Raw genomic sequence first — 24,944 nt, 5'->3', positions numbered from 1 at the left:
CGCGCCCCGACTGCGCGCCCATGGGCGATCTTGCGGGCGATTCGGCGGCGTGACAGGCCGCGGCGGGCCATCGCGAAGATGCGCCCCGCTCGAGAGGCATTTCTTGACCACGTTCGCTGAATCCAGCACGTCCCCGTCCGTCGACCCGACGCCCGACACCGTCGACTTCGCCTCGCTCGGCCTGCCCCGGCAGATCGTCGAGACGCTCGCCCGGCAGGGCATCACCACCCCGTTCGAGATCCAGCGGGCCACGCTGCCCGACTCGCTCGCGGGCCGCGACGTCCTCGGCCGGGGCCAGACCGGCTCGGGCAAGACGCTCGCCTTCGGCCTGCCGGTGATCGCCCGGGTCGCCGACCGCAACCGGGCTCGGCCGCTTCACCCCCGCGCCCTGATCATGGTCCCCACCCGTGAACTTGCCATGCAGGTCAACGACGCCCTGGTACCGCTCGGCAAGTCGGTCGGCGTGTTCCTGAAGACCGCCGTCGGCGGCGTGCCGTACGACCGGCAGATCGACGCGCTGCGCCGCGGCGTGGAGATCGTCGTGGCCACCCCGGGCCGGCTCGGCGACCTGATCGAGCGGGGCGTGTGCCGGCTCGACGACGTCGAGATCACCGTGCTGGACGAGGCCGACCAGATGGCGGACATGGGCTTCCTGCCCGAGGTCACCCGGCTGTTGGCGAAGACCCCGGCGGACGCGCAGCGGCTGCTGTTCTCGGCCACTCTGGACAACGACGTCGACACGCTCGTCAAGCGGTTCATGACCGACCCGGTCACCCACTCGACCGCACCGGCCACCGCGGCCGTGTCCACCATGGATCACCACCTGCTGCTGATCCCGCCGCACGACAAGTTCGCTGTCGCGGCGTCCATCGCCGCCCGTGAGGGCCGCACCATGCTGTTCGCCCGTACGCAGCTCGGCGTCGACCGGCTGGTCGAGCAGCTCGCCGCCGTCGGTGTGCGGGCCGGTGGGCTGCACGGCGGCAAGACCCAGCGCATGCGCACCAAGACGCTCGCCGAGTTCCGCGAGGGCCGGACGCCCGTGCTGGTCGCGACCGACGTGGCGGCCCGGGGCATCCACGTCGACGGCGTCTCGCTGGTGCTGCACGTGGACCCGCCGAAGGACCCCAAGGACTACCTGCACCGGGCCGGGCGTACGGCCCGGGCCGGCGAGTCGGGCGCGGTGGCGACGCTGGTGCTGCCGAAGCAGCGCCGCACCACGCTGGCCATGATGGAGAAGGCGGGCGTCGAGCCGGCCGAGACCCGGGTCCGGGCGGGCGACGAGGCGCTGGCCGAGCTGACCGGCGCGCGTGAGCCCAGCGGCGTACCGGTCCGGGAAGAGCCGGAGCCGCGGCGCGGCGGCGGCTCGCGCCGCTTCGGCGACCGGGACGGCCGGGGCTTCGACCGTGGCGGCCGGAGCTTCTCCGACCGTGGCGAGCGCCGGTTCGGCGACCGTGACGGCCGGGGCGAGCGCCGCTTCGGCGACCGGCCTGCGGGCGAGCGGTCGAGCGACCGATTCGCGGACCGGGGCGGTGACCGCCGGTTCGGCGACCGGCCAGCCGGCGAGCGCTACTCGGGCGAGCGGTCCGGCGGCGGTGAGCGCCGCTTCGGGCGGCCGGAGCGTCGCGACGACCGCAGCTTCGGCGACCGGGGCGAGCGCTTCGGCGACCGGCGGTCCGACGGCCGGAGCTTCGGCGAGCAGCGGTCCGACGACCGCGGCCCGCGCGGCGACGACCGGCGCTTCGGCGAGCGGGCCGACCGGCCGTACGGGGACCGGCAGCGGCCGACGGCCGGACGCGGGTACGACCGGGACGAGCGGCGGTACGACGACCGGCCGAGTGGCTCGCGCGGCTTCGGCGACCGGCGCCAGGAGGACCGCCCGCACGCCGAGCGGCGTTTCGGTGACCGGGGCGACGCGCGTCCGGCCGAGCGCCGGGCCGGCGGTTTCCGGGCCGAGGGGCGGGGCCGGGACGACAGGCGCGGCTTCGGCGGGCGCCCGCCGGCACGTACCCACTGATCTGAGCGCACCCACTGCCGCCGCCGAGCATCCGCTCGGCGGCGGCAGTGCGTCCGGGGTGATTTCGGCTCCCGTTCTAGCTGCGCGATGTGAGGACGGGATATCGCCGGGTCGGCTCATTCCACAGCGACAGGCGATGACGAGGCCGCCAGTCGGGCGGTGGCGTCGGGGTGGCCTTGTCGATGGTCTGCCGGAGGCTGCGCCGAGCGGACCGGCCCCACGACCAGGCGACCCAGCAGCCGAACGCCTGGGCGATGACGGCGGCCAGCAGCAGCCCGGTGCCGATCGGGTCAGACATTGCGCACCGACCGCAGCCAGCCCAGGAACCGGATGTGCATCTCGGCGGGGTCCGGCGGCTCGGAGTAGAGCCTGGTCAGGTCATCGGTTGCCTGCCGCATCAGGGCGGCCAGATCGACGGCGAGGTGGCGTCGGTCGTGCTCGTAGTCAGCGACCAACTCGGCCTTGGCGTTCTCGCACGGCCAGTTGAGCAGGTCTGCCGTACAGACCCAGAGGGGTTTCAGCGGAGCGTGGCGCTGGGTCACTCGGGGCCTCCTGCATGGTTCGGCGTCCAGGTGGCACCCCCGTCCGCCGCGAACTCGCCACCGGGCGGGGGGCCTGATCCATCAGATCGCTCACTTGCCCCCCTGTCAACGTTGACGGGCCCACATAGGTGTGGTCATTTGTTCGCGTAACCATGGTCGGGTCGGCCCGCTCCTACCTTCGAAGTCGTGACCAAGGAGACGGGACCGGGCGAACTTGTCGCGGCCGGTGAGATCTTGAAGATGCTCGGCGTGGGCAGATCGAGATTCCGCGAGATCCGGCGGCATCCCGCATTCCCCGCGCCGTATCAAGAGCTGTCGGTCGGTGCGGTCTGGTTGAAGCGGGACGTCGAGCGGTACATCCGGGAACACCGACCGCCCCGGCCGGCGGACGACGACGAGTAGCCCGACGGCATGAACGTCTGGGACGCGGACGAGGTGGACGAGTGGGCCCGTCACAACCGGCCGCCCCGCCCCACAGAGGGCGACGAGCAGGGGTAACCAGTAGCGCTGGCCTGACGCCCGGGAACAGCGGGACATCCCGCTCGGCGGCGGCGTTCGCGCATCCGCTGCCGCCGACCGCCGGTTCGCGTAACGTCCGGACCATGCCGAAGTCGCTCTTCTGGGCCCGGACCGACACCGCCGGCTGCGAGCACGTCGTGCTCGACGACGGCCAGGGGCTGACCGCGCAGGGCGTGGCGCTCGCCGTGGATCCGATCCCGTACACGTGCCGGTACCGCCTCGCCGTCGGGCCGGACTGGTCGACGAACCGGCTGGAGGTCGAGTCCGAGGGCGCGGGCTGGTCGCGGAGCGTACGCCTGGAGCGGGGCCGGGACGGGTGGCGCGTGCGTACCGGCGAGGAGGGTGACCTGGACGCGGCGCTGAGCGCGGCGGGCCACCCACCGGCGGGCCTGCCGGGCACCGACGACCCGGGCCGGCTGGCCGAGGCGCTCGACGTGGATCTGGGCGGCTCGCCGCTGACGAACACGCTGCCGATCCGCCGGGTCGGGCTGGGCCGGCTGCCCGCCGACCTGGCGACCGCCGTGTCGGTGGCCTGGGTGCTGCTGCCCGGCCTGGCCGTGGTGCCCGCCGAGCAGGTCTACACCTCGCTGGGCCCGGGCCGGGTCCGGTATTCCAGTGACACGTTCACGGCCGACCTGGAGGTCGACCCGGACGGCTTCGTGGTGCGCTACCCGGGGCTGGCCGAGCGGGTCGACCCGCGCTGACGGTCCGGGGTCCGGCTGAGGCCGCCGGCCAGGTGCCGTCGGTCAGGAACCGGTCGATGGTGGCGAGGTGCGGCGCGAGGTCGAGGCCCTGCGCGGCCACCCAGTCGTCGGAGTAGTAGGTGTCGACGTACCGGTCGCCCGGGTCGCAGATCAGCGTGACCACCGAGCCGGTACGCCCGGCCGCGCGCATCTGCGCGATCAGCCCGAACGCGCCCCACAGGTTGGTGCCGGTGGAGCCGCCCACCCGGCGGCCGAGCACCGCCGAGCCGGCCCGCATCGCCGCCAGCGACGCTGCGTCCGGCACCTGCACCATCCGGTCCACCACGCTGGGCAGGAAGGACGCCTCGACCGTGGGCCGCCCGATGCCCTCGATCCGGGAGCCGCGGTCGGTGCGCACCGACCAGTCACCGGCCTGCCAGGCGGGGTAGAAGGCGGAGTTCTCCGGGTCCACCACGCAGAGCTTGGTGGGCAGCCGCCGGTAGCGGGCGTACCGGCCGATGGTGGCGCTGGTGCCGCCGGTGCCGGCGCCGACCACGATCCAGGCGGGCACGGGATGCCGTTCCAGCGCGAGCTGGGCGTAGATCGACTCGGCGATGTTGTTGTTGCCCCGCCAGTCGGTGGCCCGCTCGGCGTACGTGAACTGGTCCATGAACCGGCCGCCGCTGTCCTCGGCGAGCCAGCGCGCCTCCACCACGACCTTCGACGGGTCGTCCACCAGGTGGCAGCGTCCGCCCTGGAACTCGATCTGGGTGATCTTCTCCGGCGACGTGGAGGCGGGCATGACCGCGATGAAGGGCAGCCCGAGCATCCGGGCGAAGTACGCCTCGGAGACCGCCGTCGAGCCGGACGACGCCTCGACGATGGTGGTGTCCGGGCCGATCCAGCCGTTGCAGAGCCCGTAGAGGAACAGCGAGCGGGCCAGCCGGTGCTTCAGCGAGCCGGTGGGGTGCACCGACTCGTCCTTGAGGTAGAGGTCGATCCCCCACTCGCGGGGCAGCGGGAAGGGCAGCAGGTGGGTGTCGGCGGAGCGGTTGGCGTCCGCCTCGACAGTGGCGATCGCCTCGGTCACCCAGCGCCGGCTGGCCTCGTCGCACCGGTCGAAGTGAGTCACGTCGGCAACGTTACAAGCGAGGTGGGCTCGGGTTTTCCCGGACCCGGCGGGCCTGCCGCCGCTGACCGGCCCGTCCGGTGGCCCGGATCACCGGCGTGAGGGCCAGGGCGAGCCGGGGGAAGGCGTCCAGGAGCCGTACCTGGGCGCCGCGCCAGCGCGGCAGGCTGACCACCGGCCGGGGCCGGCGGGCCAGCCGGACGGCCCGTGCGGCCACCCGCTCCGGCGTGAGCAGCGAGCCGGTGAAGGACGCCAGCGCCCCCGGGTCGTCCAGCTTGTCGTGCAGCATCGGCGTCCAGATCCCGTCCGGGCACAGGCACGACACGTGTACGCCCCGGACGCCCGCCATCCGCAGGTCGCTCGCCGTGCCGAGGCTGAACGCGAGCAGGGCGTGCTTGCTGGCCGCGTACACCGTCTCGCCCGGCGCGGCGATCAGCCCGGCCAGCGAGACGACGTTGAGCACGTGGCCGTGGCCCTGCTCGCGCATCACCGCGACGGCGGCGAGCGTGCCGTTCATCGCGCCGAGCGCGTTCACCTCGACCACGGCGCGGCGGGTCCGGGCGTCGTGGCCCCAGGACGGGCCGGTGACCAGGATGCCGGCGTTGTTCACCCAGAGCCCGAGGCCGCCGGGCGCGGCCGCCGCCTCGGCGGCGACCTCCGCGCAGGCGGATTCGTCGCGTACGTCGAGCGGGCGGGACCAGCCGCCCAGCGGCGCGGCGGCGGCCGCCACGGCCCCGGCGTGCACGTCGGTGAGCAGCACGTTCCAGCCGTCGGCGTGCAGCGCGGCGGCGATGGCCCGCCCCAGCCCGCCGGCCGCTCCGGTCACCACTGCGGCACCGCGTCCCGAGCTCGTCATCGGCGCACGGTAACCGCAACCGGCGGCCCGGGGCCAGAGGCGTCAGGCGGTGGGCGGTTCCAGCGGCTGCGGACGGTTCTCCCACTTGGTCGACAGGGCGATGCTGGTGCGGGTGGACGCCACACCCGCCGTCCGGTTCAGCCGGACGATCAGCTGCTCCAGCTCGGCGATCGTGCCGACTCGCGCCTTCAGCAGGAAGGACTCGACGCCGGCCATGAAGTAGCAGGACTCGATCTCGGGGATGCGGCGGAACGACTCCAGCACGTCGTCGGTGTCCGCGTCGGAGTCCTCGATGATGCCGATGAGCGCTGTGACGCCGAGCCCGATCGACTCCGGCTCGACCTCGGCCCGGTACGCCTGGATCACGCCGCTGGACTCCAGCTTGCCGACCCGCTCGTGCACGGCCGGGGCGGAGAGGCCGACCTGACGGGCCAGCTCGGCGTACGACAGACGGGCGTTGCCCCGCAACAGCTCCACGAGGCTCAGGTCGATCGTGTCCACGGAGAGTGACCCTATCCGTTCGGCGACCATGGAACACTGCCGGTACCCGTGGATCAACCCCTCACAAACGTACGATCACGGGGGTTCTCCACCGGTACCATTTCCTATCCTTCCCAGTGTGTGCGTTTTTCGCGTTTGGCGGACACGTCCGGTAGCCGGTGCTGTAATTGCCATACGTCCCTCATGACGGCTCTGGGCTCGCACCGGCCGGGGGCAGTGTGTTCAGCCGGGGGCTTCGTCGACGCGAGGAGGGGGCTGTGGACACTGGAGATCGCCTGCTGACACCGGGTGAGGTCGCTGCGCTGTTTCGGGTGGACCCGAAGACCGTGACCAGATGGGCAGCGGCCGGCCGGATCGGCAGTATCCGGACTCCAGGAGGGCACCGCCGGTTTCGGGAATCCGAGGTGCGGGCCCTGCTCGAGGGGGAGGGCATGCTGGACGAGGCGGAGGACATGGGCAAGGCCCGCAACATGGGCCCGGCCGCTTCCACCGGCCCCGGACCGGCGAACGCCGGCATGTACTGAACGTGCGGGGCGCGGTCCGGCCGAGGGCCGCGCCCCGCACGTCGGCAACCGGGCCGATCAGTCCGGATCCGCCTCCCGGCGACCGGCGGCCAGTTCGCCGGACCACCGCCGGAACAGCGTGTGCTCGACACCGAGCGCGTCGAGCACCTTCCCGGCCACGAAGTCCACGAGCTGCCCGGCGGACGCCGCCGCGCCTGCGCCGTAGAAGCCGGGACTGGCCGGCAGCACCACCGCGCCGGCGTCGTGCAGCGCGATGAGATGTTCCAGGTGACTGCGGGTCACCGGCGTCTCCCGGGGCACCACGACGACCGGGCGGCGTTCCTTGAGGTTCACCTCGGCGGCGCGCTGGAGCAGATCCTTCGACAGCCCGATGGCGATGCCCGCGCACGCGGCGGTGCTCGCCGGCACCACCGCCATGCCGCGTACCGGGTAGGAGCCGCTGCTCGGGCCGGCGGCCAGGTCACCGGCGGGCCAGTGCCGCAGGTCCGCGCCGGTGAGGTCGCGGTCGAGCCAGGCGGCCAGGTCCTCGGCCCAGTGCGCGTCCCGGAAGGGCCGGCCGGTCTCGTCCAGCACTGTCAGCCGGGCCGCCCGGGAGACGATCAGGTCCACGGACTGGCCGGCGTCGAGCAGGCCCCGGACGACAGCCGCCGCGTACGGCGTCCCGGACGCGCCGGAGACACCCACCACCCATGGTTCGCGCATGCCCCAAGCGTGCCTGGTCGCCGGGGACGGCGGGCGGCGACCCCCGTTCGGTCGGTCCGCCCGGGATGTCCAGAGGGTTCACGGAACTTCCCGCGACGTGAAATTCTTCGATCGGCGATCCACTTCCACGGAGGGGCCGGTGATGACGGCGGCGGTGCTGCGGGCGCTCCGTTCCGACTGCCCCATCCCGCCCCGCCTCTCCCCGTACGCCGACGACGTGCAGGGCTGGCTGGTGGAGCAGGTCGACCGGCTCGGCCTGCCGGCTGACCCGGCCACCCGGCGACGGCTGGCGCGGGCCGGCTTCGCCCGGTACGCCGGCCGCCTCTACCCGGACGCCACCGAGCCCGACCTGCGGGTGCTGACCGCGTTGTTCACCTGGTTCTTCCTCGTCGACGACGCCTGCGACGGGCGGGACGGGCTGACCCCGCCGCAGATCCGGGCGTTGCGTGACGGCGCGCTCGCGTTGCTGCGCGAGGGTCCACGCGCCCGCCATCCGGGCTTCTCCGGCCCGCTGCGCCGTCTGCTGGTGCAGGCGTGGCGCGAGCCACGCCGCCGGATGCCGGCCCGGTGGCGGCTGCGCTTCGCCGACGCGGTCGCCGACCACCTCGACGGGGTGTACCGGGAGGCCACCGCCACCACGTCCGGCCGCCCACCGGGCATCGCCGAGTACGTGCGGCTGCGCCGGGCCACGTCGGCGGCGTACGTGTCGTACCCGCTGATCGAGTTCGCGTCCGGGCGTCCGCTGCCCGACGCGGTCTACCACCATCCGGCGCTGCGGCGGCTCGCCGGCCTCGCCAACGACCTGCTCTCCTGGTTCAACGACGTCGCCTCGCTGGAGCGCGACCGGGCCACCGGCGGCGGGCACAACCTGGTGCTGGCGACGGCCGCCGAGCGGGGCGTGCCGGTGCCGGCGGCGGTCGACCTGGTCGCCGCGCACTGGCGTGCCGAGATGGACCGGTTCGCGGCGCTCCTGGCGGCGGCGCCGTCGTTCGGTCCGACGCTCGACGACGCGGTCGCCATCCACCTCGACGGCCTGGCCGCCGCCGTGCGCGGCACAGTCGACTGGACGCTGGAGAGCGCCCGCTATCCGGTCGCCGCGGCGTCCTGACCGGGGTGCGGCGGCCCGGTCGTCGCCGTTACGGCCGCAGGCCGAGCCGGATCACCAGGTCGAGCAGCGCGAGGACGAACAACGCGATGCCGACGAACCCGTTGGCGGTGAAGAACGCCCGGTTGACCTTGCTCAGGTCGGTGGGGCTGACCACCATGTGCTGGTAGGTGAAGGCGACAGCGGTGAGCGCCAGCCCGATCCACCACAGCCAGCCGAAGCCGACCCACGCGCCGAACCAGATGAACAGCGCGAACGTCACCACGTGCGCGACCGTGGAGGCGTGCAGCGCGAAGCGCAGCCCGTACCGGGCGGGGACGCTGTGCACCCCGATCTCGCGGTCCACGTCGGCGTCCTGGCAGGCGTAGATCAGGTCGAAGCCGCCGATCCAGAGCCCGACCGCGGCACCGAGCAGCCAGGCCGGGCCGGAGCCGTCGAGCGTGCCGGTGACCGCCAGCCAGGCGCCGACCGGGCCGACCGCCTGGGCCACCCCGAGGATGGCGTGCGGCCAGTTCGTGAACCGCTTGCCGTACGGGTAGACCACGAGCGGCACCACGGCGAGCGGCGCGAGCACCAGGCAGAGCGGGTTGAGCAGGGCGGCGGCGGCCAGGAACACCACGAGCGCGACGGCCGCGCCGGTCCAGGCCGTCCGCACGCTCACCGCGCCGGTGACCAGTTCCCGGTTCGCGGTACGCGGGTTCCGCGCGTCGATCCGCCGGTCGAGGATCCGGTTCGCGGCCATGGCGAACGTCCGCGCGCCGACCATCGCCACGGTGATCAGCAGCAGGTCGAGCCAGCGCACCCGGCCGCCGTCGAGCTGCATGGCGGTCAGCGCCGACAGGTACGCGAACGGCAGCGCGAAGACCGAGTGCTCGATGGCGACGAGCTTGAGGAAGGACGAGACCCGGCCGGGCCGTTCCTGTACTGCCGCCGTCATCAGATCCCGTATTCCTTCCAGCGCTTCTCGACGAGCGAGACCACCTCGGGCGACATGCGCATCTCCTCCGGCCAGCCCCGGCTGTAGCCCTCCTCGGGCAGCTTGCGGGTCGCGTCGATGCCCGCCTTGCCACCCCAGAACTGCTGGTACGAGGCGTGGTCGAGGTGGTCCACCGGCCCTTCGGTGACCATCAGGTCACGGGCGTAGTCGACGTTGCCGAAGGCGCGGAACGCGACCTCGTTGTAGTCGTGCACGTCGCAGTCCTCGTCGACGATCACGATCAGCTTGGTCAGCGACATCATGTGCGCGCCCCAGATCGCGTTCATGACCTTCTGCGCGTGCTTCGGGTAGCGCTTGCGGATCGACACGATCGCGCAGTTGTGGAACACCCCGGCGGCGGGCAGGTCGTAGTCGACGATGTCCGGGATCAGGAAGCGCAGCAGCGGCGCGAAGATCCGCTCGGTGGCCTTGCCGAGGCCGTGGTCCTCCTGCGGCGGCTGGGACGTGACGATCGAGTGGTAGACCGGGTCGCGCTGCATGGTCATGCACTCGATGTGCATGACCGGGAACGGCTCGACCGGCGTGTAGAAGCCGGTGTGGTCGCCGAACGGCCCCTCGGGCAGCCGCTCGCCCGGCTCGATGTAGCCCTCCAGCACGATCTGCGCGTGCGCCGGCACCTGCAACGGGACGGTCAGGCAGTCCACCATCTCGACCCGCTCACCGGCGAGGAACCCGGCGAACAGGTACTCGTCGATGTCGGCCGGTAGCGGCGCGCTGGCCGAGTACGCCACCACCGGGTCCGCGCCGATCGCGATCGCCACCGGCAGCCGCTGGCCGAGCCGCTCGGCGACCGCGTGGTGCGCGGTGGAGTTCTTGTGGATCTGCCAGTGCATGCCGATCGTGTTGTGGCTGTGCTGCTGGAGCCGGTAGAGCCCGAGGTTGCGCTTGCCGGTCTCCGGGTGCTTGGTGTGGGTCAGCCCGAAGTTGTGGAAGATCCCGCCGTCACCGGGCCACACCTGCAACCCGGGCAGCCGGTTCAGGTCGACGTCGTCGCCGCGGTAGACGACCTGCTGGCAGGGGGCGGTCTTGACCTTCTTCGGCGGCATCGACTTGAGCTGCATGACCTTGCCCAGGCCGCCCATCATCCCGGAGAAGCCCTGCGGCAGCTCCGGCTTGAGCATGTCGCCGATCCGCTCGCCGATCTCGTCGAGGTGCTCCACCCCGAGCGCCATCGCCATCCGCTTCTCGGTGCCGAACAGGTTGATCGCCACCGGCATCTCGCCCCGGGTGGGGCGCTCGAACAGCAGCGCCGGCCCGCCGGCCCGGACGGTGCGGGTGACGATCTCGCTGATCTCCAGCGTGGGGTCGACCGGCGCGCTCACCCGCCGCAGCTCGCCCGCACGCTCCAGCGCCGCGAGGAAATCCTTGAGATCGGTGTACGGGAAGCGAGCCGCCATATCCCCATCCTCCCGCACCCCGTTCCTCGGGCCGGGCGCGCCCCCGGTCAACAGGGGGCGGGAGTCCAGGCGTACGCGGCCAGTGACGCGTCGAGCGGCGCGTCGGTGAGCCGGTTGGCGAACGTGGAGATCGTGTACGTGCCGACGCCGAGCACCACGTCCAGCGCGTGCCGGGGCTGCCATCCGGCGGCGAGCAGCGCGTCCAGGTCGGCGTCGGGGACCGCGCCCCGCTGGTCGAGCACGGCCACGGTGAACCGGCGCAGCGCCTCCAGCCGGGAGTCGGGCAGCGTCGCACCGGTCCGCAGCGCCTCGATCAGCTCGGGCGCGGCGGCGTGCCGGACGAGCGCGGCGGTGTGCATGGCCACGCAGAGGTGGCAGCCGTTGCGGGTGGCGACGGTCAGCACGACCACCTCCCGGGCGACCGGGTCGAGGTCGGTTGCCTCGAACGCGGCGTTGGAGGCGAGGAAGCCCTTGAGCAGCTCGGGCGAGCCGGCCATCAGGCCGACGGCGGCGGGCAGGTGACCGAGTGTGCGGCGCACCCCGGCCATGACCGGGCGGGCGGCGGCGGGCGCGGTGTCCGGCTCGTACGCGGTGAAGCGGGACATGACAGTGCCCCTCTCGTAAGATGGTCAACGTGGTTGACGAAATAGTAAACCTGGTTGTCGGACATGGCAACGCCTGACCGCCCCGGCTTCGCGCTTCCGCTGCTCCTGCTCGCCGGCTTTCGCACGCTCGTCGACGACCTGCACGCCGAGCTGGCCCGCCAGGGGCACCCCGAGCTGCGCCCCGCCCACGGCTTCGTCCTCCAGGCCATCGGCCCGGCCGGCACCACCGCCTCCGACCTCGGGCAACGCCTCGGCGTCTCCAAGCAGGCCGCGGGCAAGACGGTGGACCGGCTGGTCGCGCTCGGCTATCTGGAACGCGTGGACGACCCCGCCGACGCCCGCCGCAAGCTGGTCCGGATGACCGCGAAGGGCCGCGACGGGCTGCACCGCTCGGCGGTCGTCTTCGACGAGTTACGGGACCGCTGGGCGGCGACGCTCGGCGCGGACCGGGTCGACGCCATCGAGGACGACCTGCGCCGGATGGTTCCCGCCGACGTGTTCCGCCTCGACGTCCCCGGCTGGTTCGGCGGATGAATTCGTCACTGACAGCTTCGCCGTCGGCGGTTCATCATCGGCGGATGGACGACGCATACGTCATGGGCGACCCGGACGGCCTCAGCCCGCTCCGAGCAGAGATCCGCGACGCGGTGGCGCGCGAGCTGCACGCCCAGTTCGCGCTCCGGGCCGACCGCCTCGAACTGGCCGACCTGCCGGAGGTGGCCTACCAGATCACGCGCCGGGTGGACGAGGTGCTGAGCGCACGCCCGGCCGCTACACCCCGGCGTACGAGTGCAGACCGGTGAAGAAGAAGTTCACGCCGAACAGGTTCATCATCACGGTCAGGAAGCCCACAACGGCGATCCAGGTGGCCACGTTGCGCTTCACGCTCGGCGTGGCCCGGGCGTGCAGGTAGCCCGCGTACACCACCCAGGAGATGAACGCCCAGGTCTCCTTCGGGTCCCAGGCCCAGGGGCGGCCCCAGGCCGCCTCGGCCCAGATCGCTCCCGCGATCACCGCGAAGGTGAAGATCGGGAACGAGAAGGCGTGCAGCATGAAGGTCAGCCGCTCCAGCCCGGCCGCCTCCGGGAGGCGGCGGGCCAGGGTGTACGGGAAGCTGCGCCGCCCCTGCTCCCAGCCGGACCGCATCAGGTACGCGGCGGCGGGCACCACACCCAGCAGGAAGATGCCCGAGGCGAAGATGATCGTCGAGACGTGGATGATGAACCACCACGACTGCAGCGCCGGCATCAGCGGCTCGATCGGCACGTAGAGCTTCAGCTCGGCGAACGCCAGCAGCAGCACCATGACCAGCGTCAGGAACAGCCCGAGCCGGCGCAGCCACGGCTGCTTCCAGAGCACCACGAGCCAGGCCGCCACCCCGATCCAGGTGCCGGTCAGCACGAACTCGTACATGTTGCCCCAGGGCATCCGGTCCGCGGCGAGGCCCCGGGTGACCACGGCGCCCAGGTGCACGGCGGCGGCGAGCACGGTGAGCCAGGCGGCGATCCGGCCGGCCAGCACGGCCCGCGCGCCGGTGCGGTCCGGGTGCGGCGGCGTCGCCGCGACGGCCGGCTCGTCGATCGTGCCGCCGGCTCCGCCGACGCCCGCGCCGACCAGCTCCCGCGCCGGTGCGGCCGCGGGCACCTTCCGCGCGTTGCCCAGCGCGAACTCCACGGCGTGGCTGATCATCGCGATCAGGTACGCCAGGATCGCGAACGCGACCAGCTGGTCGGAGAGTGCGGACATCAGTCGTCTCCTTCTCGCGCCCGCCGCGCGTCCGGCGCGTCGCCGCTCACGGCGGCGACGAGCTGCGCGAACTCGTCGGCGAACCCAGGGTGCTCGGTGCGCGGCAGCCCACCGGCCTCCACCAAACTACTACCGCTCGTCGGAGATCCGCCCTCGGGGGGCGAAACCCGGAACCAGACCCGGCGCCGCCGGGCGAACAGCGAGCCCATCAGGCCCAGCAGCAGCGTGCCGCTCGCCACCAGCAGCAACGTCTGCCCGGGCGCCTCACGGACCGAGATCGTGATGTACGGCTTGGTGCCGACGAACTCCAGCGTGCTGCCGTCGTCGAGGGTCCACTTCTCCCCCGGCCGCAGCAGCTTGGTGCCGATCTCCTTGAGCTTGCCGTCGTCGATCTGCCGCCGGTCCAGCGCGTAGACCGAGCCGGGGATGCCCGCGTCCAGCCCGAGGTTGCCCCGGTATGCGGTCAGGTTCACCGCCGGGTTCCGCTCGGCCGGGTACTGCGACGAAACGTACGGCGCGCTCTCCGGCGCGGTCGGCAGGTAGAGCCCGTCGAAGGCGATCTGCTGATCGGGGGCACGCGCGCCGGTCTTCGGGTCGACGTTGGCGTCCGGGAAGATCGCCACGCCCTCCTCGGTCGCGTTGGAGTCGCCGGTACGCAGGAACGGCGCCTCGCTGGTCTGGCTGCGGCCGTACTTGTCGGTGTACTTCAGCAGCGGCGCGTAGCCGTTGCCGAGCAGGTAGACGTTCGCCGAGCCGAGCCGCAGCGGCGAGTTGACCGAGAAGCCGGCGGTCCGTTCCGCGCCGCCCGGCTCGTCCACGGTCACCGTGGCCCAGTAGCGGGACGCCAGCCCGGACGGCAGGTAGTCGGCCTCGAACTTCTCCAGCGTCAGGCAGAACGGCGGCAGGTCGGAGCTGTCCACGCGTGGGCCGAGCGACGCCTCGGCGTACTGCTGGCGGGTGTTGCAGAACGCGTTGTCCTCGCCCGCCACCAGGATGCGGTTGCCGTGCCAGCCGTACCAGGAACCGAGCGCCACCCCGAGCAGGACGGCGACCAGCGACACGTGGAAGAGCAGGTTGCCGGTCTCCTTGAGGTAGCCCTTCTCGGCGGAGACCTCGTTGCCGCGCACGGTGACCCGCCACCGGCGACGGCGCAGCACCGCCGCGATCGCCTCGGGGTCGGCGGCGGCCGGGGTCTCCAGCACCGCGTGCTGCGGCAGCCGGTCGAACCGTCTCGGCGCGGCCGGTGGCCTCATCCGCAGCGCGCGGACGTGGTCGCGGGCGCGGGGCAGGATGCAGCCGATCAGCGAGGTGAACAGCAGCAGGTAGATCGCGGAGAACCAGACCGAGCCGAAGACCTCGAACGCGCCGATCTGGTTCAGCCGGGGCGCGAGGTCGGGGTGGTCGACGAACCACTGGTTGACGCGTTCCGGGTTGACACCGCGCTGGGGCAGCACCGAGCCGGGGATGGCCGCGATGGCGAGCAGGAACAGCAGGATCAGCGCGGTACGCATGCTGGTGAGCTGCCGCCACGAGTTGCGCAGCAGGGCCAGCACCGGGTTGACCCGCCGCCGGGGCGTCTGCGCGGGTGGGGTCGACGGCCGGTCGTCGACTGTCGTCATCAGATGCTCACCTCGCCCACGCCCACGTTCGTCTGCAACCAGATCACCACGTTCACCCAGCCGCCGGTGATCAGCGCCAGGCCGATCGCGATCAGCAGCGCGCCGCCGATCCGGGTGACCCAGCGGCTGTTGCGCCGGACGGCGCGGAACACCCCGAGCAGGCGCTGGAAGCCCAGCCCGAAGACGACGAACGGTATCCCCAGCCCGAGGCAGTACGCCACTGCGAGCAGCACGGCCCGGTCGGTCCCGCCTTCGGTGGCCGCCATGCCGAGCACCGCGCCGAGCGTCGGGCCGGTGCAGGGCAGCCAGCTGAGCGCGAAGACCGCGCCGAGCACCGGTGCGCCGAGCAGCCCGGCGGCGGGCAGCCAGCGGATGCGGAACTCCCGCTGCATGCCGGGGATCACACCGAGGTAGCCGAGGCCGAGCACCACCACGAGCGCGCCGATGACGATCTCCAGCGTGCGCTCGTACCGGAAGAAGAGCTTGCCGACGCCGGAGAAGAGGATCGCGGTGGCGACGAACACGACTGTGAAGCCGGCGATGAACAGCAGCGTGCCGGCGAGCACCCGGCCCTTGACGGCGGCGGTGGTGCGCTCCGGCGCCGCCCGCTCGGCGACACTCACGCCGCCTGCGCCGCCGGTGCCACCTGCACCGCCGCCTACGGTGCCGGTGTTAGGAAGGGGCCCTTCCTCTACCGGAGGCGTTAACAGGGGGCCCTTCCTTGCACCGCCCTCCAGGTCGGTGCCGGCCAGGCCGGTCACGTACGACAGGTAGCCGGGCATGAGCGGGAGCACGCACGGGGACAGGAAGCTGACCAGTCCGGCCAGTGCGGCCGCGCCCACCGCGAGCAGCAGCGGGCCGGACTCGGCGAGCTGGCGGAACGTCTCGCCCATCAGCGGGCGCCGTTCGGCGGCGGCGACTCGGCGGCGATCTCCTCGACGATCGGCCGCAGCTCGTCGCGGGTGACAGCCCGGCGGATCACCACGGCGATCCGGCCCTCGCGGTCCAGCACGACTGTGGCCGGGGTGGTGTTCGGCGGGATGTCGAAGTTCAGCGCCTGCCGGCTGGCCGGGTCGAAGATGCTCGGGTACGTGACCCGGCCCTCCTCGAAGGCGATCGCCTTGTCCTTGCTGTCCTGCACGTTGATGCCGAGGAACGTCACGCCGGAGCCCTTGGTGGCCTGGTAGGTGGCCTCCAGGTCGTCCGCTTCGGCCCGGCAGGGCGCGCACCAGGAGCCCCAGAAGTTGACCACGACGACCTGCCCGCGGTCGCGGGAGATGTCGTAGCCGCCGCCGGTGAGCAGTTCGCCGCTCACCTTCGGCGTCTTGGAGCGCTGGTCGGGGGCACAGGTGACGGTCGAGCCGTCGGCCGCGCACCGGCTCTCCTGGCTGCCGGAGGAACAGCCGACCAGCGCCGTACCGGCGGTCACGGCGGCGAGCAGGGCGGCGGCGAGCCTCCGGGTGAGCATCAGGCCCCCTTGGCCGTCCGGGCGGTCGGCGAGATCGAGACGAGGTGGGCCGCCGGCTCGGAGTACCCGATTCCGGCGATCTTGGCGCCGTCGAAGTGGAACGAGGTGAGGCTGGCCAGGCCGCACTGGCGGCGGCGCGGGTCGTGCCAGAGGCGCTTGCGCTCGACGTGCCGGCGCAGCGTCCAGATCGGGAGCTGGTGCGACACGAGCACCGCCTCCCGCCCCTCGGCGGCGACCCGGGCGGCGTGCAGCGCGGCGAACATGCGCTCGGCGATGGCCCGGTACGCCTCCCCCCAGGACGGGGTCACCGGGTCGCGCAGCACCCACCAGTTGCGCGGGTCGCGGAACGAGCCGTCACCCGGCGAGACCTTCTTGCCCTCGAACCAGTTCGCGCTCTCGATCAGCCGCTCGTCGACGCCGACGGAGAGGCCGAACTGCGCCGCGATCGGCTCGGCGGTCTGCTGGGCGCGCTCCAGCGGGCTGGCCACCACGTGCACCACGGTCCGGTCGGCGAGCGCCTGCGCCGCCGCCTTGGCCATCTGCACGCCCAGCTCGGAGAGGCGGAACCCGGGCAGGCGGCCGTAGAGGATGCCGTCCGGGTTGTGCACCTCACCGTGCCGCAGCACGTGCACCACCGTCTCCGCCATTGGCTAGGCCCCCTTCGTTCGCGACTGCGGGGCTCGCAAACCCGGCTTACTCCTCGCGCTCACTGCTATCCCCCGCTTCCTGCCGCTGCCGCCGCCCGCGCCGCCACCGGAAGGGCGGCGGCGATCTGCTCCCACGCGGCGTCGTCGATCGCGGTCGAGACGAACCACGACTCGAACGCGCTCGGCGGCAGGTAGACGCCACCGGCGAGCATCGCGTGGAAGAACGCCTTGAACGCCGGCACCACCTGGGTGCGGGCGCTGTCGTAGTCGTGCACGTCCGCGTCGGTGAAGAAGACCGAGAACATGTTGCCCGCGGTGGAGAGGCGGTGCGGCACGCCGGCCGCGGACAGCGCCTCGGTGGTGAGCTTGCCCAGCGCGGCGGCCGTCTCGTCGAGCCGCCGGTAGAGCGCGTCGTCGGCCAGCCGCAGCGTGGCCAGCCCGGCCGCGCAGGCCAGCGGGTTACCGGACAGCGTGCCGGCCTGATAGACCGGGCCGACCGGGGCGAGCTTCGCCATGATCTCCGCGCGCCCGCCGAACGCCGCGGCGGGCAGGCCGCCGCCCATGACCTTCCCGTACGTCCACAGGTCCGCGTCGGACGGGTCGAGGCCGTTCCATCCGGCGCGGGACACCCGGAACCCGGTCATCACCTCGTCGACGATGAGCAGCGCGCCGTTCGCGTGCGCGATCCGGGCCAGCTCGGAGTTGAAGCCGTCGCGCGGGGCGATCACGCCCATGTTGCCGGCGGCGGCCTCGGTGATGATCGCGGCGATGTGCGGCCCCTCGGCGGCGAACGCCTCCTCGACCGCGCGCAGGTCGTTGTACGGCAGCACGATGGTGTCGCCGGCCGCCGCGCCGGTCACGCCGGGCGAGTCGGGCAGGCCGAACGTGGCCACGCCGGAGCCGGCGGCGGCGAGCAGCGCGTCCGAGTGGCCGTGGTAGCAGCCGGAGAACTTGATGATCTTGGAGCGGCCGGTGAAGCCGCGGGCCAGCCGGATCGCCGACATGGTCGCCTCGGTGCCGGAGTTGACCAGGCGTACCTGCTCCACCGGCGTCCGCGCGACGATCTCGTCGGCCAGGTCGACCTCACCCGGCGTCGGCGTGCCGAAGCTGGTGCCGAGCGCCGCCGCCTCACGCAGCGCCTCCACCACGGCCGGGTGCGCGTGGCCGAGGATCAGCGGACCCCAGGAGCAGACCAGGTCGACGTAGCGACGACCGTCGGCGTCGAAGAGCCACGGACCCTCCCCCCGGACCATGAAGCGCGGGGTGCCGCCGACGGCACGGAACGCGCGCACGGGAGAGTTGACCCCGCCGGGCACGACGGCCTTGGCGCGGTCGAACAGGGCCTCGGAGGCCGGGGCGTCGGCCGGGTAGCGGCCGGATCCGGCGGAATGCGTCTCGGTCACGATGGGGCCATTGTGTCAGCGCCGGAGTGCTGCCTGGCAGGCACCCCGCGACGGGGGTTACCAGGCTCACCCGCCTGAGCGGCGCGGCGGGCCGACAGCGATCCGCTCGACAGGCCCGCTGGTCGAGATCGCGATAGGCTGACCGGGTGGATCGTGCCGAACTGTCCATCACCGTACACCGGACGGGTGACGAAGCCGTGCTTCGCCTGGCCGGTGAGATCGACATGCTCACGGCCGCCCAGCTCTCGACGGTGGTCAACGAGGTGCTGGCGGATCCGCCCCCGCGCATCGTGCTCGACCTGGCCGGGGTCACGTTCTGCGACTCGCAGGGCCTCGGCACGCTCGTGGTGCTCAGCCGCAAGGCCAGTCACACCCAGTGCCTGCTGATCCTCACCAACGTCGGTGACTTCCTGATCCGCGTACTGGACATCACCGGCCTCCGCAGCGCCCTGATGATCCGCAACGGAGCCACCCCGTAGCCCTCGGGGTTCTCCCCCGCGATCTTGCACTTGCGGCCCTCAGCTGAGGTGATTTGCCCCTTTCGCCGGGGCCGCAAGTGCAAGATCAACGCCTTTAGAGGACGGGGATGTCGCGGCGGCGGAACGTCAGCAGGCCGGTTGTGGCCAGCGTCACCGCCAGGGCCGTCAGCACGTACAGCGGGGTGGGGGTCCAGGCGTCTCGCAGCACCTGCGGGGTGTGCGTGAACGGGGACACGTCCAGCAGCCACTGGTCCAGTTCCAGCACCGCGCCGAGCTGACCGAGCAGCACGCAGACCGCCAGCACCACCCACGCGGCCGACGCGAGCCGGGGCAACAGGCCGTAGAGCAGCACGGCGAGCCCGGCCAGCACCCACGCGGCAGGCACCTGGGCCAGGCCGGCGGCGAGCATCCGGCCCAGCTGGCGGGGCACGTCGCCGGTGCTCAGGCCGTACGTCAGGCCGGTCGTCAGCCCGGCCACCGCCAGCACGACGACCGGGCCGAGCAGCGCGAACGCCACGTGCGAGAGCAGCCAGGTCGAGCGCCGCGTACCGGTGGCGAGCACCGGCTCCGCGTGCCCGGCGGACTCCTCCGCGCGCATCCGCAGCGCGGCCTGGATGCCGTACCCGGCAGCGGCCAGCCCGGCCAGGCTCAGCGTGACCCCCAGGTACGCGTCGGCCATCCCGGACGCCCCGCCGAGCCGGGCCACGATCTCCTCCATCCGCGGGCTCCCCTCGACCGACCGGCCGGCCGCCTCGGCCGCGCCCCCGAGGATCAGCCCGAGCAGGCCGAACCCGACCGACCACCAGAGGATCTGCCCCCGGTGCAGCCGCCAGGCCAGCCCGAACGGACCGGACAGGGCGCCGCCCGCAGTGGCCGGGCCGAGCCGGGGCGGCAGCACGCCGGCGCCCAGGTCGCGGCGGACCGAGACGGGGTACGCGAGCGCGGCGAGCAGCACCGTCGCGGCCAGCGGCAGCAGCAGCACCCACCACCGCTCCCCCTCGTACGGCCGGACGCGGGCGCCCCAGCCCAGCGGGGACAGCCAGCTCGGCCAGTCGTTGCCGGCGGTGTCCCCGGCCAGGCGCAGCCCGAACGCGGCGCCGAGACCGGCGAGGCCGATGCCCCGTGCTCCGCCCGCGGTCTCGGTGAGCTGGGCGGCCAGGCCGCCGAGCGTCGCGAAGACCACGCCGGTCAGCACGGTGACCAGCCCGTACGCGACCGAGCCGCCGACCGGCAGCCCGGTCGACACCAGCCCGGCGGCGGTGAGCAGCCCGAGCACCACGTCGGCCGCGTACGTGACGAGCAGCGCGGCGGTCAGCCCGGCGTGCCGCCCGAGCACGCTGCCGCCGAGTAGTTCCCGCCGCCCGGCCTCCTCCTCGGTGCGGGTGTGCCGGATGACCGTGAGCAGGCTCGCCAGCGCGACGATGAGCAGCAGGAAGCCACTGCGCTGGGCGGTCAGCCCGCCGACGCTGTCGCCGTACGCCGGGCCGAGCAGCGCGACGATCGACGGGTTGCGGGCGGTGCCCTCCAGGTACGCGGCCCGCTCGGCGGCGGTCGGGAACAGCTCGAAGAAGCTGGCCGCGTACGTCATCGGCAGCACCGCGAGGACCAGCACCCACAGCGGCAGCAGGAGGCGGTCCCGGCGCAGCATCAGCCGGACCAGGTGGCGCGTGCCGGTGAGCGCACTCATGACCGGTCCGCCGTCTCGGGGCGCGCCACGCCGGAGGAGGACGCCGCGTCGGAGGAGGACGCCGTCTCGTAGTGCCGCAGGAACAGTTCCTCAAGCGTGGGCGGCGTGCTCACCAGGCTGCGTACGCCGAGTTCGGTGAGCCGGCGCAGCGCGGCGTCGAGCGACGCGGTGTCCACGTCGAAGCGGACCCGCTGCCCCTCCACCCGCAGGTCGTGCACGCCGGGCAGGTCGGCCAGGCCGTCCAGCGGCGCGGTGACCTCGGCGTCGATCGCGGTGCGGTGCAGGTGGCGCAGGTCGCCGAGGGTGCCGGACTCCACAGTCCGGCCGGCGCGGATGATCGTCACCCGGTCGCAGAGCGCCTCCACCTCGGCCAGGATGTGGCTGGACAGCAGCACTGTGCGCCCGTCCTGCCGGGCCCGGCGGACCCAGTGCTGGAAGACCTCCTCCATCAGCGGGTCGAGCCCGGAGGTCGGCTCGTCGAGGATGAGCAACTCGACGTCGGAGGCGAGCGCGGCGACCAGGCCGACCTTCTGCCGGTTGCCCTTGGAGTAGGTGCGCCCCTTCTTGCGCGGGTCCAGCTCGAACGACTCCAGCAGCTCGGCGCGGCGCTTCGGGTCGAGGCCGCCGCGCAGCCGGCCGAGCAGGTCGATGACCTCGCCGCCGCTGAGGTTGGGCCAGAGTGTGACGTCTCCTGGTACGTACGCGAGACGGCGGTGCAGCGCCACCGCGTCCCGCCAGGGGTCGCCGCCCAGCAGTCGGACGGCCCCCGCGTCCGCCCGCAGCAGACCGAGCAGCACTCGGATGGTGGTCGACTTGCCGGAGCCGTTCGGGCCCAGGAAGCCGTGCACCTCACCGGTGCGGACGGTGAGGTCGAGTCCGTCGAGAGCCCGGGTGCGGCCGAAGGTCTTCACCAGGCCGGACACATCGATTGCTGTTTCCATATTTCAGAAGCTACGCTCGTTTCACAAACTTGTGAAGACTGTAGGGTCACGGGGTGAGCGTCGAGGAGCCGACCATGAACGTGCCGCCCCACCACGACGAGGAAGAGGTCCACCTCTTCATCGAGCGGATGGCGATGGCCTTCGCCGACGTGGGCTTCCCCCGGATGGCCGCCCGGGTCCTGTTCACGGTGATGAGCGCCGACGGCCCGCTCACCGCGGGCGAGATCGCCGAGCGGCTCGGCGTCAGCGCGGCGGCCGTCAGCGGCGCGGTGCGCTACCTGACCCAGTTCGCCATGCTGGTCCGCGAGCCGGTCAAGGGCTCCCGGAGCGACCGCTACCGGATGCCCGACAACCCGTGGTACGAGGCGACGATCACCAAGACCACGATCTACAAGAACTTCATCGACATCGCCGCCGGCGGGGTCGACGCGCTGCACGGCCGCAGCACGCCGGCCGGTGAGCGGGTCGCCGAGATGCGCGACTTCTTCCTCTTCGTACAGGAGGAGCTGGAATCGCTCGGCGACCGCTGGCGGGCCCGGCGGGCCGCGACCGGGCACGGCGGCCCGGCCGTCGGCTGAACCGTCAGCGGGTGTTGCCCCAGCGCGCCTGCTCCAGCAGTTCCACCGCGCGGTCCCGGGTGGACGGGTCGTCGTCGGCGCGCAGCAGCGCTGTCGCCTCGTCCACCGCGTCGGTCAGGTGCCGCCACTGCAGGTCCCGCTCCCGCACCAGGTCCGACTGGGCGGCGAGCTGCCGCGTCTTCACCCACAGGTCGACGAAGACGGTCACCTTGGCCCGCAGCACCCACGGGTCGAACGGCTTGGTCAGGTAGTCGACCGCGCCGGCCGCGTAGCCGCGCAGCGCGAGCTGGGCGTCCTTGTCCGCGGCGGTCAGGAAGATGATCGGTACGTGCCGGGTGCGCTCACGCCGCTTGATGTGGGTGGCGGTCTCGAAGCCGTCCATGTCCGGCATCTGGGCGTCCAGCAGGATCACCGCGAAGTCGTCCACCAGGAGCTGCTTGAGCGCCGCCTCGCCGCTCTCCACCGCGACCGACTGCACCGGGAGACCCTGGAGGATCGCCTCCAGCGCCATCAGGTTCTCCCGCCGGTCGTCCACCAGCAGGGCCTTGGCCGTCTGCGTCACGCGTTCTCCTCGCCTCGGCTCCGGCCGATCCAGGACGCCATCAGTTCGATCAGCTCGTCCAGGTCCACCGGCTTGGTGATGTAGTCGCTGCCGCCGGCGCCGAGCGCCGACTCCCGGTCGCCGGGCATCGCCTTCGCGGTCAGGAACACGACCGGCAGGTCCGCGAACCGGTGGTTGCGGCGGATCTGCGCGGTCGTCTCGTACCCGTCCTGGTCCGGCATCATGGCGTCCATCAGGACGATGTCCACCTCCGGGTGCTCGGCGAGCTGGCGGACGCCGTCCGCCCCGTTGTCCGAGTACAACACGGTCATCCCGTGCAGTTCCAACGCGGACGTCAGCGCGAACACGTTCCGCACGTCGTCGTCGATGATCAGCACGGTCACGCCGTCCAGGCGCCGGGTCGCGGGCGTCTCCTGGGGCTGCGGCAGCTCCATCGGCATGAGCAGCGAAGACGGCAGGCCCGCGCGGCTCGGCGACGGCGGCGCCGGCGCCACCACCGCGTCCGGCGCCAGCACATCGGGTACGAAGAGAGTGAACGTCGAACCCTGACCGGGCGCGGACGACACGGTGATCGTGCCACCGAGCAGGCGGGCCAGATCCCGGCTGATGGACAGCCCGAGGCCGGTGCCGCCGTAGCGCCGGCTGGTGGTGCCGTCCGCCTGCTGGAACGCCTCGAAGATCAGCGACAGTTTGTCGTCGGAGATCCCGATCCCGGTGTCTATCACGGTGAACGCGATCACCCGCTGCGCGTTCGTCAGCGCCGGCACGTCGAAGACGGCGTTCTCGGCCGCCGGGCCGATGCGCAGCGTCACGGCGCCGTTGTCGGTGAACTTCACCGCGTTGGACAGCAGGTTGCGCAGGATCTGCTGCAACCGCTGGGCGTCGGTGACCAGCGCGGGCGGCAGATCGCGGCTGACCCGTACCTGGAAGTCCAGGCCCTTCTCCTCGGCCTGCGGCGCGAACGCCTGCTCCACGTAACCGCGGATCTCGGCGAAGTGGATCTCGGTGGGCTCCACGTCCATCCGGCCCGCCTCGATCTTGGACAGGTCGAGGATGTCGTCGATCAGCGACAGCAGGTCCGACCCGGCGCCGTGGATGGTCCGGGCGAACTCGATCTGCTTCGCGCTGAGGTTGCGCTCCGGGTTCTCGGCCAGCAGCCGGGCCAACAGGAGCAGCGAGTTCAGCGGCGTACGCAGCTCGTGGCTCATGTTCGCCAGGAACTCCGACTTGTACGCCGACGCGCGGGTGAGCTGCTGCGCCTTCTCCTCCAGGCCGAGGCGGGCCAGCTCGATCTCCCGGTTCTGCGTCTCGATGTTGGCCTTCTGCTCGGACAGCAGCTTCGCCTTGTCCTCCAGCTCGGCGTTGGTGCGCTGCAACTCGGCCGACTGGTCCTGCATCTCGTGCGCCAGCCGCTGCGACTGCGCCAGCAGCTCCTCCGTACGCCGGTTGGCCTGGATGGTGTTGACCGCGACGCCGATGGTGAGCACCAGCCGCTCCAGGAAGGCCAGGTGCAGCTCGGAGAACGTGGCCACGCCGGCGAACTCGATCACGCCGAGCAGCTCGCCCTCGAACTGGACCGGCAGCACCACCAGGTCGGCCGGGGGCGTGTCGGCCAGCCCGGACCGTACGACGAGGCGTCCGTCCGGCTGCGCCTTGACCCGGATCGTCCGGCGCGACAGCGCGGCCTGCCCGACCAGCCCTTCACCCGGGCCGAACGTGACGTCGTGGCCGCGCGCCACGTACCCGTAGGAGGCGGTGAGCCGCAGCCGCATGCTGCCCTCGGAGCTGTCCGCCAGGAAGAACGCGCCGAGCTGCGCGTCCACCAGCGGGGTCACCTCCTGCATGATCATGCGGCAGACCTCGCCCAGGTCGCGCTGGCCCTGGAGCAGACCGCCGATCCGGGCCAGGTTCGAGTCCAGCCAGCCCTGCTCGGCGTTCTTCTTCGTCGTCTCCCGGAGGGTGACGATCATCTGGTTGATGTTGTCCTTCAGCTCGGCGACCTCGCCCTGCGCCTTCACGTTGATCCGCTGGGTCAGGTCGCCGCGGGTCACCGACGTGGAGACCTGCGCGATCGCGCGCAACTGCGTGGTGAGGGTGGAGGCGAGCTGGTTGACGTTCTCGGTGAGGTCGCGCCACGTACCGGAGACGCCCTTGACCTGTGCCTGACCACCCAGCTTGCCCTCGGTACCCACCTCACGGGCCACCCGCGTCACCTCGTCGGCGAACGACGAGAGCTGGTC

At 72.5% G+C, this 24,944-nt stretch carries 27 protein-coding genes and 1 pseudogene; 9 read left to right on the top strand and 19 right to left on the bottom strand.

What is annotated here, in order from left to right:
- Nucleotides 1-103 precede the first annotated feature (103 nt).
- The gene (locus tag GA0070562_RS02575) at nucleotides 104-2,014 is read left to right on the top strand and encodes a DEAD/DEAH box helicase (protein WP_091414373.1); all 1,911 of its coding nucleotides are present in this window, start codon (nucleotides 104-106) and stop codon (nucleotides 2,012-2,014) included.
- A 76-nt stretch (nucleotides 2,015-2,090) separates the two neighbouring features.
- On the opposite strand, the gene GA0070562_RS29880 is transcribed toward GA0070562_RS02575, so the two are convergent.
- Both GA0070562_RS29880 and GA0070562_RS02570 read right to left on the bottom strand, forming a co-directional pair.
- Complete coding sequence (locus tag GA0070562_RS29880; RefSeq protein WP_139135419.1) at nucleotides 2,091-2,312, bottom strand: hypothetical protein; 222 nt, start codon at nucleotides 2,310-2,312, stop codon at nucleotides 2,091-2,093.
- A complete protein-coding gene (locus tag GA0070562_RS02570) occupies nucleotides 2,305-2,556 on the bottom strand; it encodes a flavin reductase (protein ID WP_091414371.1) in 252 nt (83 codons plus the stop codon). Before GA0070562_RS02570 ends, GA0070562_RS29880 begins: the two co-directional genes overlap by 8 nt.
- Nucleotides 2,557-2,742: 186 nt before the next feature.
- Here GA0070562_RS02570 and GA0070562_RS02565 point away from each other — a divergent pair, with 186 nt between their 5' ends.
- Together GA0070562_RS02565 and GA0070562_RS02560 are read left to right on the top strand one after the other, a co-directional pair.
- Nucleotides 2,743-2,958 (top strand): helix-turn-helix transcriptional regulator, encoded by a 216-nt coding sequence (locus GA0070562_RS02565; protein ID WP_036311366.1) that lies wholly within the window; start codon nucleotides 2,743-2,745, stop codon nucleotides 2,956-2,958.
- 200 nt (nucleotides 2,959-3,158) lie between these two features.
- Entirely contained in the window at nucleotides 3,159-3,779 is a 621-nt protein-coding gene (locus GA0070562_RS02560) for a putative glycolipid-binding domain-containing protein (protein WP_091414369.1), read from the top strand.
- A 22-nt stretch (nucleotides 3,780-3,801) separates the two neighbouring features.
- Here GA0070562_RS02560 and cds1 read toward each other — a convergent pair.
- From cds1 to GA0070562_RS02545, 3 genes and pseudogenes are all read right to left on the bottom strand, one after another.
- Nucleotides 3,802-4,890 (bottom strand): annotated as a pseudogene (gene cds1, locus GA0070562_RS02555) (L-cysteine desulfhydrase Cds1); the annotation flags it as partial.
- A 10-nt stretch (nucleotides 4,891-4,900) separates the two neighbouring features.
- Complete coding sequence (locus GA0070562_RS02550) at nucleotides 4,901-5,743, bottom strand: SDR family NAD(P)-dependent oxidoreductase (RefSeq protein ID WP_091414367.1); 843 nt, start codon at nucleotides 5,741-5,743, stop codon at nucleotides 4,901-4,903.
- A gap of 42 nt (nucleotides 5,744-5,785) precedes the next feature.
- The gene (locus GA0070562_RS02545; protein WP_091414365.1) at nucleotides 5,786-6,244 is read right to left on the bottom strand and encodes an Lrp/AsnC family transcriptional regulator; all 459 of its coding nucleotides are present in this window, start codon (nucleotides 6,242-6,244) and stop codon (nucleotides 5,786-5,788) included.
- A gap of 257 nt (nucleotides 6,245-6,501) precedes the next feature.
- Between GA0070562_RS02545 and GA0070562_RS02540 the strand changes: the two genes are divergently transcribed.
- Nucleotides 6,502-6,768: a BldC family transcriptional regulator gene (locus GA0070562_RS02540; RefSeq protein ID WP_091414363.1), complete on the top strand. Its 267-nt coding sequence runs from the start codon at nucleotides 6,502-6,504 to the stop codon at nucleotides 6,766-6,768.
- A 57-nt stretch (nucleotides 6,769-6,825) separates the two neighbouring features.
- Here the strand turns inward: GA0070562_RS02540 and GA0070562_RS02535 are convergent, their stop codons facing one another.
- Nucleotides 6,826-7,470: a UbiX family flavin prenyltransferase gene (locus tag GA0070562_RS02535; RefSeq protein ID WP_091414361.1), complete on the bottom strand. Its 645-nt coding sequence runs from the start codon at nucleotides 7,468-7,470 to the stop codon at nucleotides 6,826-6,828.
- 142 nt (nucleotides 7,471-7,612) lie between these two features.
- On the opposite strand from GA0070562_RS02535, the gene GA0070562_RS02530 reads away from it, so the two are divergent.
- Nucleotides 7,613-8,578 carry a terpene synthase family protein gene (locus GA0070562_RS02530; RefSeq protein ID WP_091414359.1) on the top strand — a complete coding sequence of 322 codons (966 nt, stop codon included), beginning with the start codon at nucleotides 7,613-7,615 and terminating at the stop codon, nucleotides 8,576-8,578.
- Nucleotides 8,579-8,606: 28 nt separating this feature from the next.
- Here GA0070562_RS02530 and mqnP read toward each other — a convergent pair whose 3' ends face one another.
- From mqnP to GA0070562_RS02515, 3 genes are read right to left on the bottom strand one after another with little or no spacing between them, the layout of a single operon-like run.
- Complete coding sequence (gene mqnP, locus GA0070562_RS02525) at nucleotides 8,607-9,512, bottom strand: menaquinone biosynthesis prenyltransferase MqnP (RefSeq protein WP_091414355.1); 906 nt, start codon at nucleotides 9,510-9,512, stop codon at nucleotides 8,607-8,609.
- Nucleotides 9,512-10,969 (bottom strand): menaquinone biosynthesis decarboxylase, encoded by a 1,458-nt coding sequence (locus GA0070562_RS02520; protein WP_091414353.1) that lies wholly within the window; start codon nucleotides 10,967-10,969, stop codon nucleotides 9,512-9,514. Before GA0070562_RS02520 ends, mqnP begins: the two co-directional genes overlap by 1 nt.
- 47 nt (nucleotides 10,970-11,016) lie before the next feature.
- On the bottom strand, nucleotides 11,017-11,574 hold the full coding sequence (locus GA0070562_RS02515) for a carboxymuconolactone decarboxylase family protein (RefSeq protein ID WP_091414351.1): 558 nt from the start codon (nucleotides 11,572-11,574) through the stop codon (nucleotides 11,017-11,019).
- 63 nt (nucleotides 11,575-11,637) lie between these two features.
- On the opposite strand from GA0070562_RS02515, the gene GA0070562_RS02510 reads away from it, so the two are divergent.
- Complete coding sequence (locus GA0070562_RS02510; RefSeq protein ID WP_091414349.1) at nucleotides 11,638-12,108, top strand: MarR family winged helix-turn-helix transcriptional regulator; 471 nt, start codon at nucleotides 11,638-11,640, stop codon at nucleotides 12,106-12,108.
- A 44-nt stretch (nucleotides 12,109-12,152) separates the two neighbouring features.
- Entirely contained in the window at nucleotides 12,153-12,377 is a 225-nt protein-coding gene (locus GA0070562_RS02505; protein WP_091414347.1) for a hypothetical protein, read from the top strand.
- Here the strand turns inward: GA0070562_RS02505 and ccsB are convergent.
- From ccsB to hemL, 6 genes are all read right to left on the bottom strand, one after another.
- Nucleotides 12,346-13,320, bottom strand: a complete 975-nt coding sequence (gene ccsB / locus GA0070562_RS02500) for a c-type cytochrome biogenesis protein CcsB (protein ID WP_091414345.1) — start codon at nucleotides 13,318-13,320, stop codon at nucleotides 12,346-12,348. The genes GA0070562_RS02505 and ccsB overlap by 32 nt on opposite strands.
- Nucleotides 13,320-14,939 carry a cytochrome c biogenesis protein ResB gene (gene resB / locus GA0070562_RS02495; RefSeq protein ID WP_091414343.1) on the bottom strand — a complete coding sequence of 540 codons (1,620 nt, stop codon included), beginning with the start codon at nucleotides 14,937-14,939 and terminating at the stop codon, nucleotides 13,320-13,322. The genes ccsB and resB overlap by 1 nt, the downstream gene beginning before the upstream one ends.
- Nucleotides 14,939-15,832, bottom strand: coding sequence for a cytochrome c biogenesis CcdA family protein (locus GA0070562_RS02490; protein WP_091414341.1), 894 nt, complete (start codon nucleotides 15,830-15,832; stop codon nucleotides 14,939-14,941). Before GA0070562_RS02490 ends, resB begins: the two co-directional genes overlap by 1 nt.
- The gene (locus GA0070562_RS02485) at nucleotides 15,832-16,407 is read right to left on the bottom strand and encodes a TlpA family protein disulfide reductase (protein WP_091414339.1); all 576 of its coding nucleotides are present in this window, start codon (nucleotides 16,405-16,407) and stop codon (nucleotides 15,832-15,834) included. The genes GA0070562_RS02490 and GA0070562_RS02485 overlap by 1 nt, the downstream gene beginning before the upstream one ends.
- Entirely contained in the window at nucleotides 16,407-17,054 is a 648-nt protein-coding gene (locus GA0070562_RS02480; RefSeq protein ID WP_091414336.1) for a histidine phosphatase family protein, read from the bottom strand. The genes GA0070562_RS02485 and GA0070562_RS02480 overlap by 1 nt, the downstream gene beginning before the upstream one ends.
- Nucleotides 17,055-17,119: 65 nt before the next feature.
- The gene (hemL, locus tag GA0070562_RS02475) at nucleotides 17,120-18,457 is read right to left on the bottom strand and encodes a glutamate-1-semialdehyde 2,1-aminomutase (protein ID WP_091414334.1); all 1,338 of its coding nucleotides are present in this window, start codon (nucleotides 18,455-18,457) and stop codon (nucleotides 17,120-17,122) included.
- Between the two features lie 146 nt (nucleotides 18,458-18,603).
- Between hemL and GA0070562_RS02470 the strand changes: the two genes are divergently transcribed.
- Complete coding sequence (locus GA0070562_RS02470) at nucleotides 18,604-18,936, top strand: STAS domain-containing protein (protein WP_091414331.1); 333 nt, start codon at nucleotides 18,604-18,606, stop codon at nucleotides 18,934-18,936.
- Nucleotides 18,937-19,030: 94 nt separating this feature from the next.
- Here GA0070562_RS02470 and GA0070562_RS02465 read toward each other — a convergent pair whose 3' ends face one another.
- Together GA0070562_RS02465 and GA0070562_RS02460 are read right to left on the bottom strand one after the other, a co-directional pair.
- Nucleotides 19,031-20,623 carry an ABC transporter permease gene (locus tag GA0070562_RS02465; RefSeq protein WP_091414328.1) on the bottom strand — a complete coding sequence of 531 codons (1,593 nt, stop codon included), beginning with the start codon at nucleotides 20,621-20,623 and terminating at the stop codon, nucleotides 19,031-19,033.
- Nucleotides 20,620-21,564, bottom strand: coding sequence for an ABC transporter ATP-binding protein (locus tag GA0070562_RS02460; protein ID WP_091414326.1), 945 nt, complete (start codon nucleotides 21,562-21,564; stop codon nucleotides 20,620-20,622). Before GA0070562_RS02460 ends, GA0070562_RS02465 begins: the two co-directional genes overlap by 4 nt.
- Nucleotides 21,565-21,617: 53 nt before the next feature.
- Between GA0070562_RS02460 and GA0070562_RS02455 the strand changes: the two genes are divergently transcribed.
- Nucleotides 21,618-22,142, top strand: a complete 525-nt coding sequence (locus tag GA0070562_RS02455) for a GbsR/MarR family transcriptional regulator (RefSeq protein WP_254663709.1) — start codon at nucleotides 21,618-21,620, stop codon at nucleotides 22,140-22,142.
- 4 nt (nucleotides 22,143-22,146) lie between these two features.
- On the opposite strand, the gene GA0070562_RS02450 is transcribed toward GA0070562_RS02455, so the two are convergent.
- Together GA0070562_RS02450 and GA0070562_RS02445 are read right to left on the bottom strand one after the other, a co-directional pair.
- Nucleotides 22,147-22,704 carry a response regulator gene (locus GA0070562_RS02450; protein ID WP_091414322.1) on the bottom strand — a complete coding sequence of 186 codons (558 nt, stop codon included), beginning with the start codon at nucleotides 22,702-22,704 and terminating at the stop codon, nucleotides 22,147-22,149.
- Nucleotides 22,701-24,944, bottom strand: a 2,244-nt coding sequence (locus tag GA0070562_RS02445; RefSeq protein WP_139135432.1) for an ATP-binding protein, incomplete at its 5' end; no start/stop codon positions are given. The genes GA0070562_RS02450 and GA0070562_RS02445, both read right to left, overlap by 4 nt.

Source organism: Micromonospora tulbaghiae (assembly GCF_900091605.1).
Classification (GTDB): Bacteria; Actinomycetota; Actinomycetes; order Mycobacteriales; family Micromonosporaceae; genus Micromonospora; species Micromonospora tulbaghiae.
Note: the sequence above shows the minus strand (reverse complement) of the source record. Positions and strands in the feature narration are given on the sequence as shown.

What these genes read in the sequence shown, in the direction of transcription:
- GA0070562_RS29880 (WP_139135419.1), bottom strand. Translation starts at nt 2,312, where the DNA reads ATGTCTGACCCGATCGGCACCGGGCTGCTGCTGGCCGCCGTCATCGCC.
- GA0070562_RS02560 (WP_091414369.1), top strand. Translation starts at nt 3,159, where the DNA reads ATGCCGAAGTCGCTCTTCTGGGCCCGGACCGACACCGCCGGCTGCGAG.
- GA0070562_RS02550 (WP_091414367.1), bottom strand. Translation starts at nt 5,743, where the DNA reads ATGACGAGCTCGGGACGCGGTGCCGCAGTGGTGACCGGAGCGGCCGGC.
- GA0070562_RS02535 (WP_091414361.1), bottom strand. Translation starts at nt 7,470, where the DNA reads ATGCGCGAACCATGGGTGGTGGGTGTCTCCGGCGCGTCCGGGACGCCG.
- GA0070562_RS02530 (WP_091414359.1), top strand. Translation starts at nt 7,613, where the DNA reads ATGACGGCGGCGGTGCTGCGGGCGCTCCGTTCCGACTGCCCCATCCCG.
- mqnP (WP_091414355.1), bottom strand. Translation starts at nt 9,512, where the DNA reads ATGACGGCGGCAGTACAGGAACGGCCCGGCCGGGTCTCGTCCTTCCTC.
- GA0070562_RS02520 (WP_091414353.1), bottom strand. Translation starts at nt 10,969, where the DNA reads ATGGCGGCTCGCTTCCCGTACACCGATCTCAAGGATTTCCTCGCGGCG.
- GA0070562_RS02515 (WP_091414351.1), bottom strand. Translation starts at nt 11,574, where the DNA reads ATGTCCCGCTTCACCGCGTACGAGCCGGACACCGCGCCCGCCGCCGCC.
- GA0070562_RS02510 (WP_091414349.1), top strand. Translation starts at nt 11,638, where the DNA reads ATGGCAACGCCTGACCGCCCCGGCTTCGCGCTTCCGCTGCTCCTGCTC.
- GA0070562_RS02505 (WP_091414347.1), top strand. Translation starts at nt 12,153, where the DNA reads ATGGACGACGCATACGTCATGGGCGACCCGGACGGCCTCAGCCCGCTC.
- ccsB (WP_091414345.1), bottom strand. Translation starts at nt 13,320, where the DNA reads ATGTCCGCACTCTCCGACCAGCTGGTCGCGTTCGCGATCCTGGCGTAC.
- resB (WP_091414343.1), bottom strand. Translation starts at nt 14,939, where the DNA reads ATGACGACAGTCGACGACCGGCCGTCGACCCCACCCGCGCAGACGCCC.
- GA0070562_RS02490 (WP_091414341.1), bottom strand. Translation starts at nt 15,832, where the DNA reads ATGGGCGAGACGTTCCGCCAGCTCGCCGAGTCCGGCCCGCTGCTGCTC.
- GA0070562_RS02485 (WP_091414339.1), bottom strand. Translation starts at nt 16,407, where the DNA reads ATGCTCACCCGGAGGCTCGCCGCCGCCCTGCTCGCCGCCGTGACCGCC.
- GA0070562_RS02480 (WP_091414336.1), bottom strand. Translation starts at nt 17,054, where the DNA reads ATGGCGGAGACGGTGGTGCACGTGCTGCGGCACGGTGAGGTGCACAAC.
- GA0070562_RS02465 (WP_091414328.1), bottom strand. Translation starts at nt 20,623, where the DNA reads ATGAGTGCGCTCACCGGCACGCGCCACCTGGTCCGGCTGATGCTGCGC.
- GA0070562_RS02460 (WP_091414326.1), bottom strand. Translation starts at nt 21,564, where the DNA reads ATGGAAACAGCAATCGATGTGTCCGGCCTGGTGAAGACCTTCGGCCGC.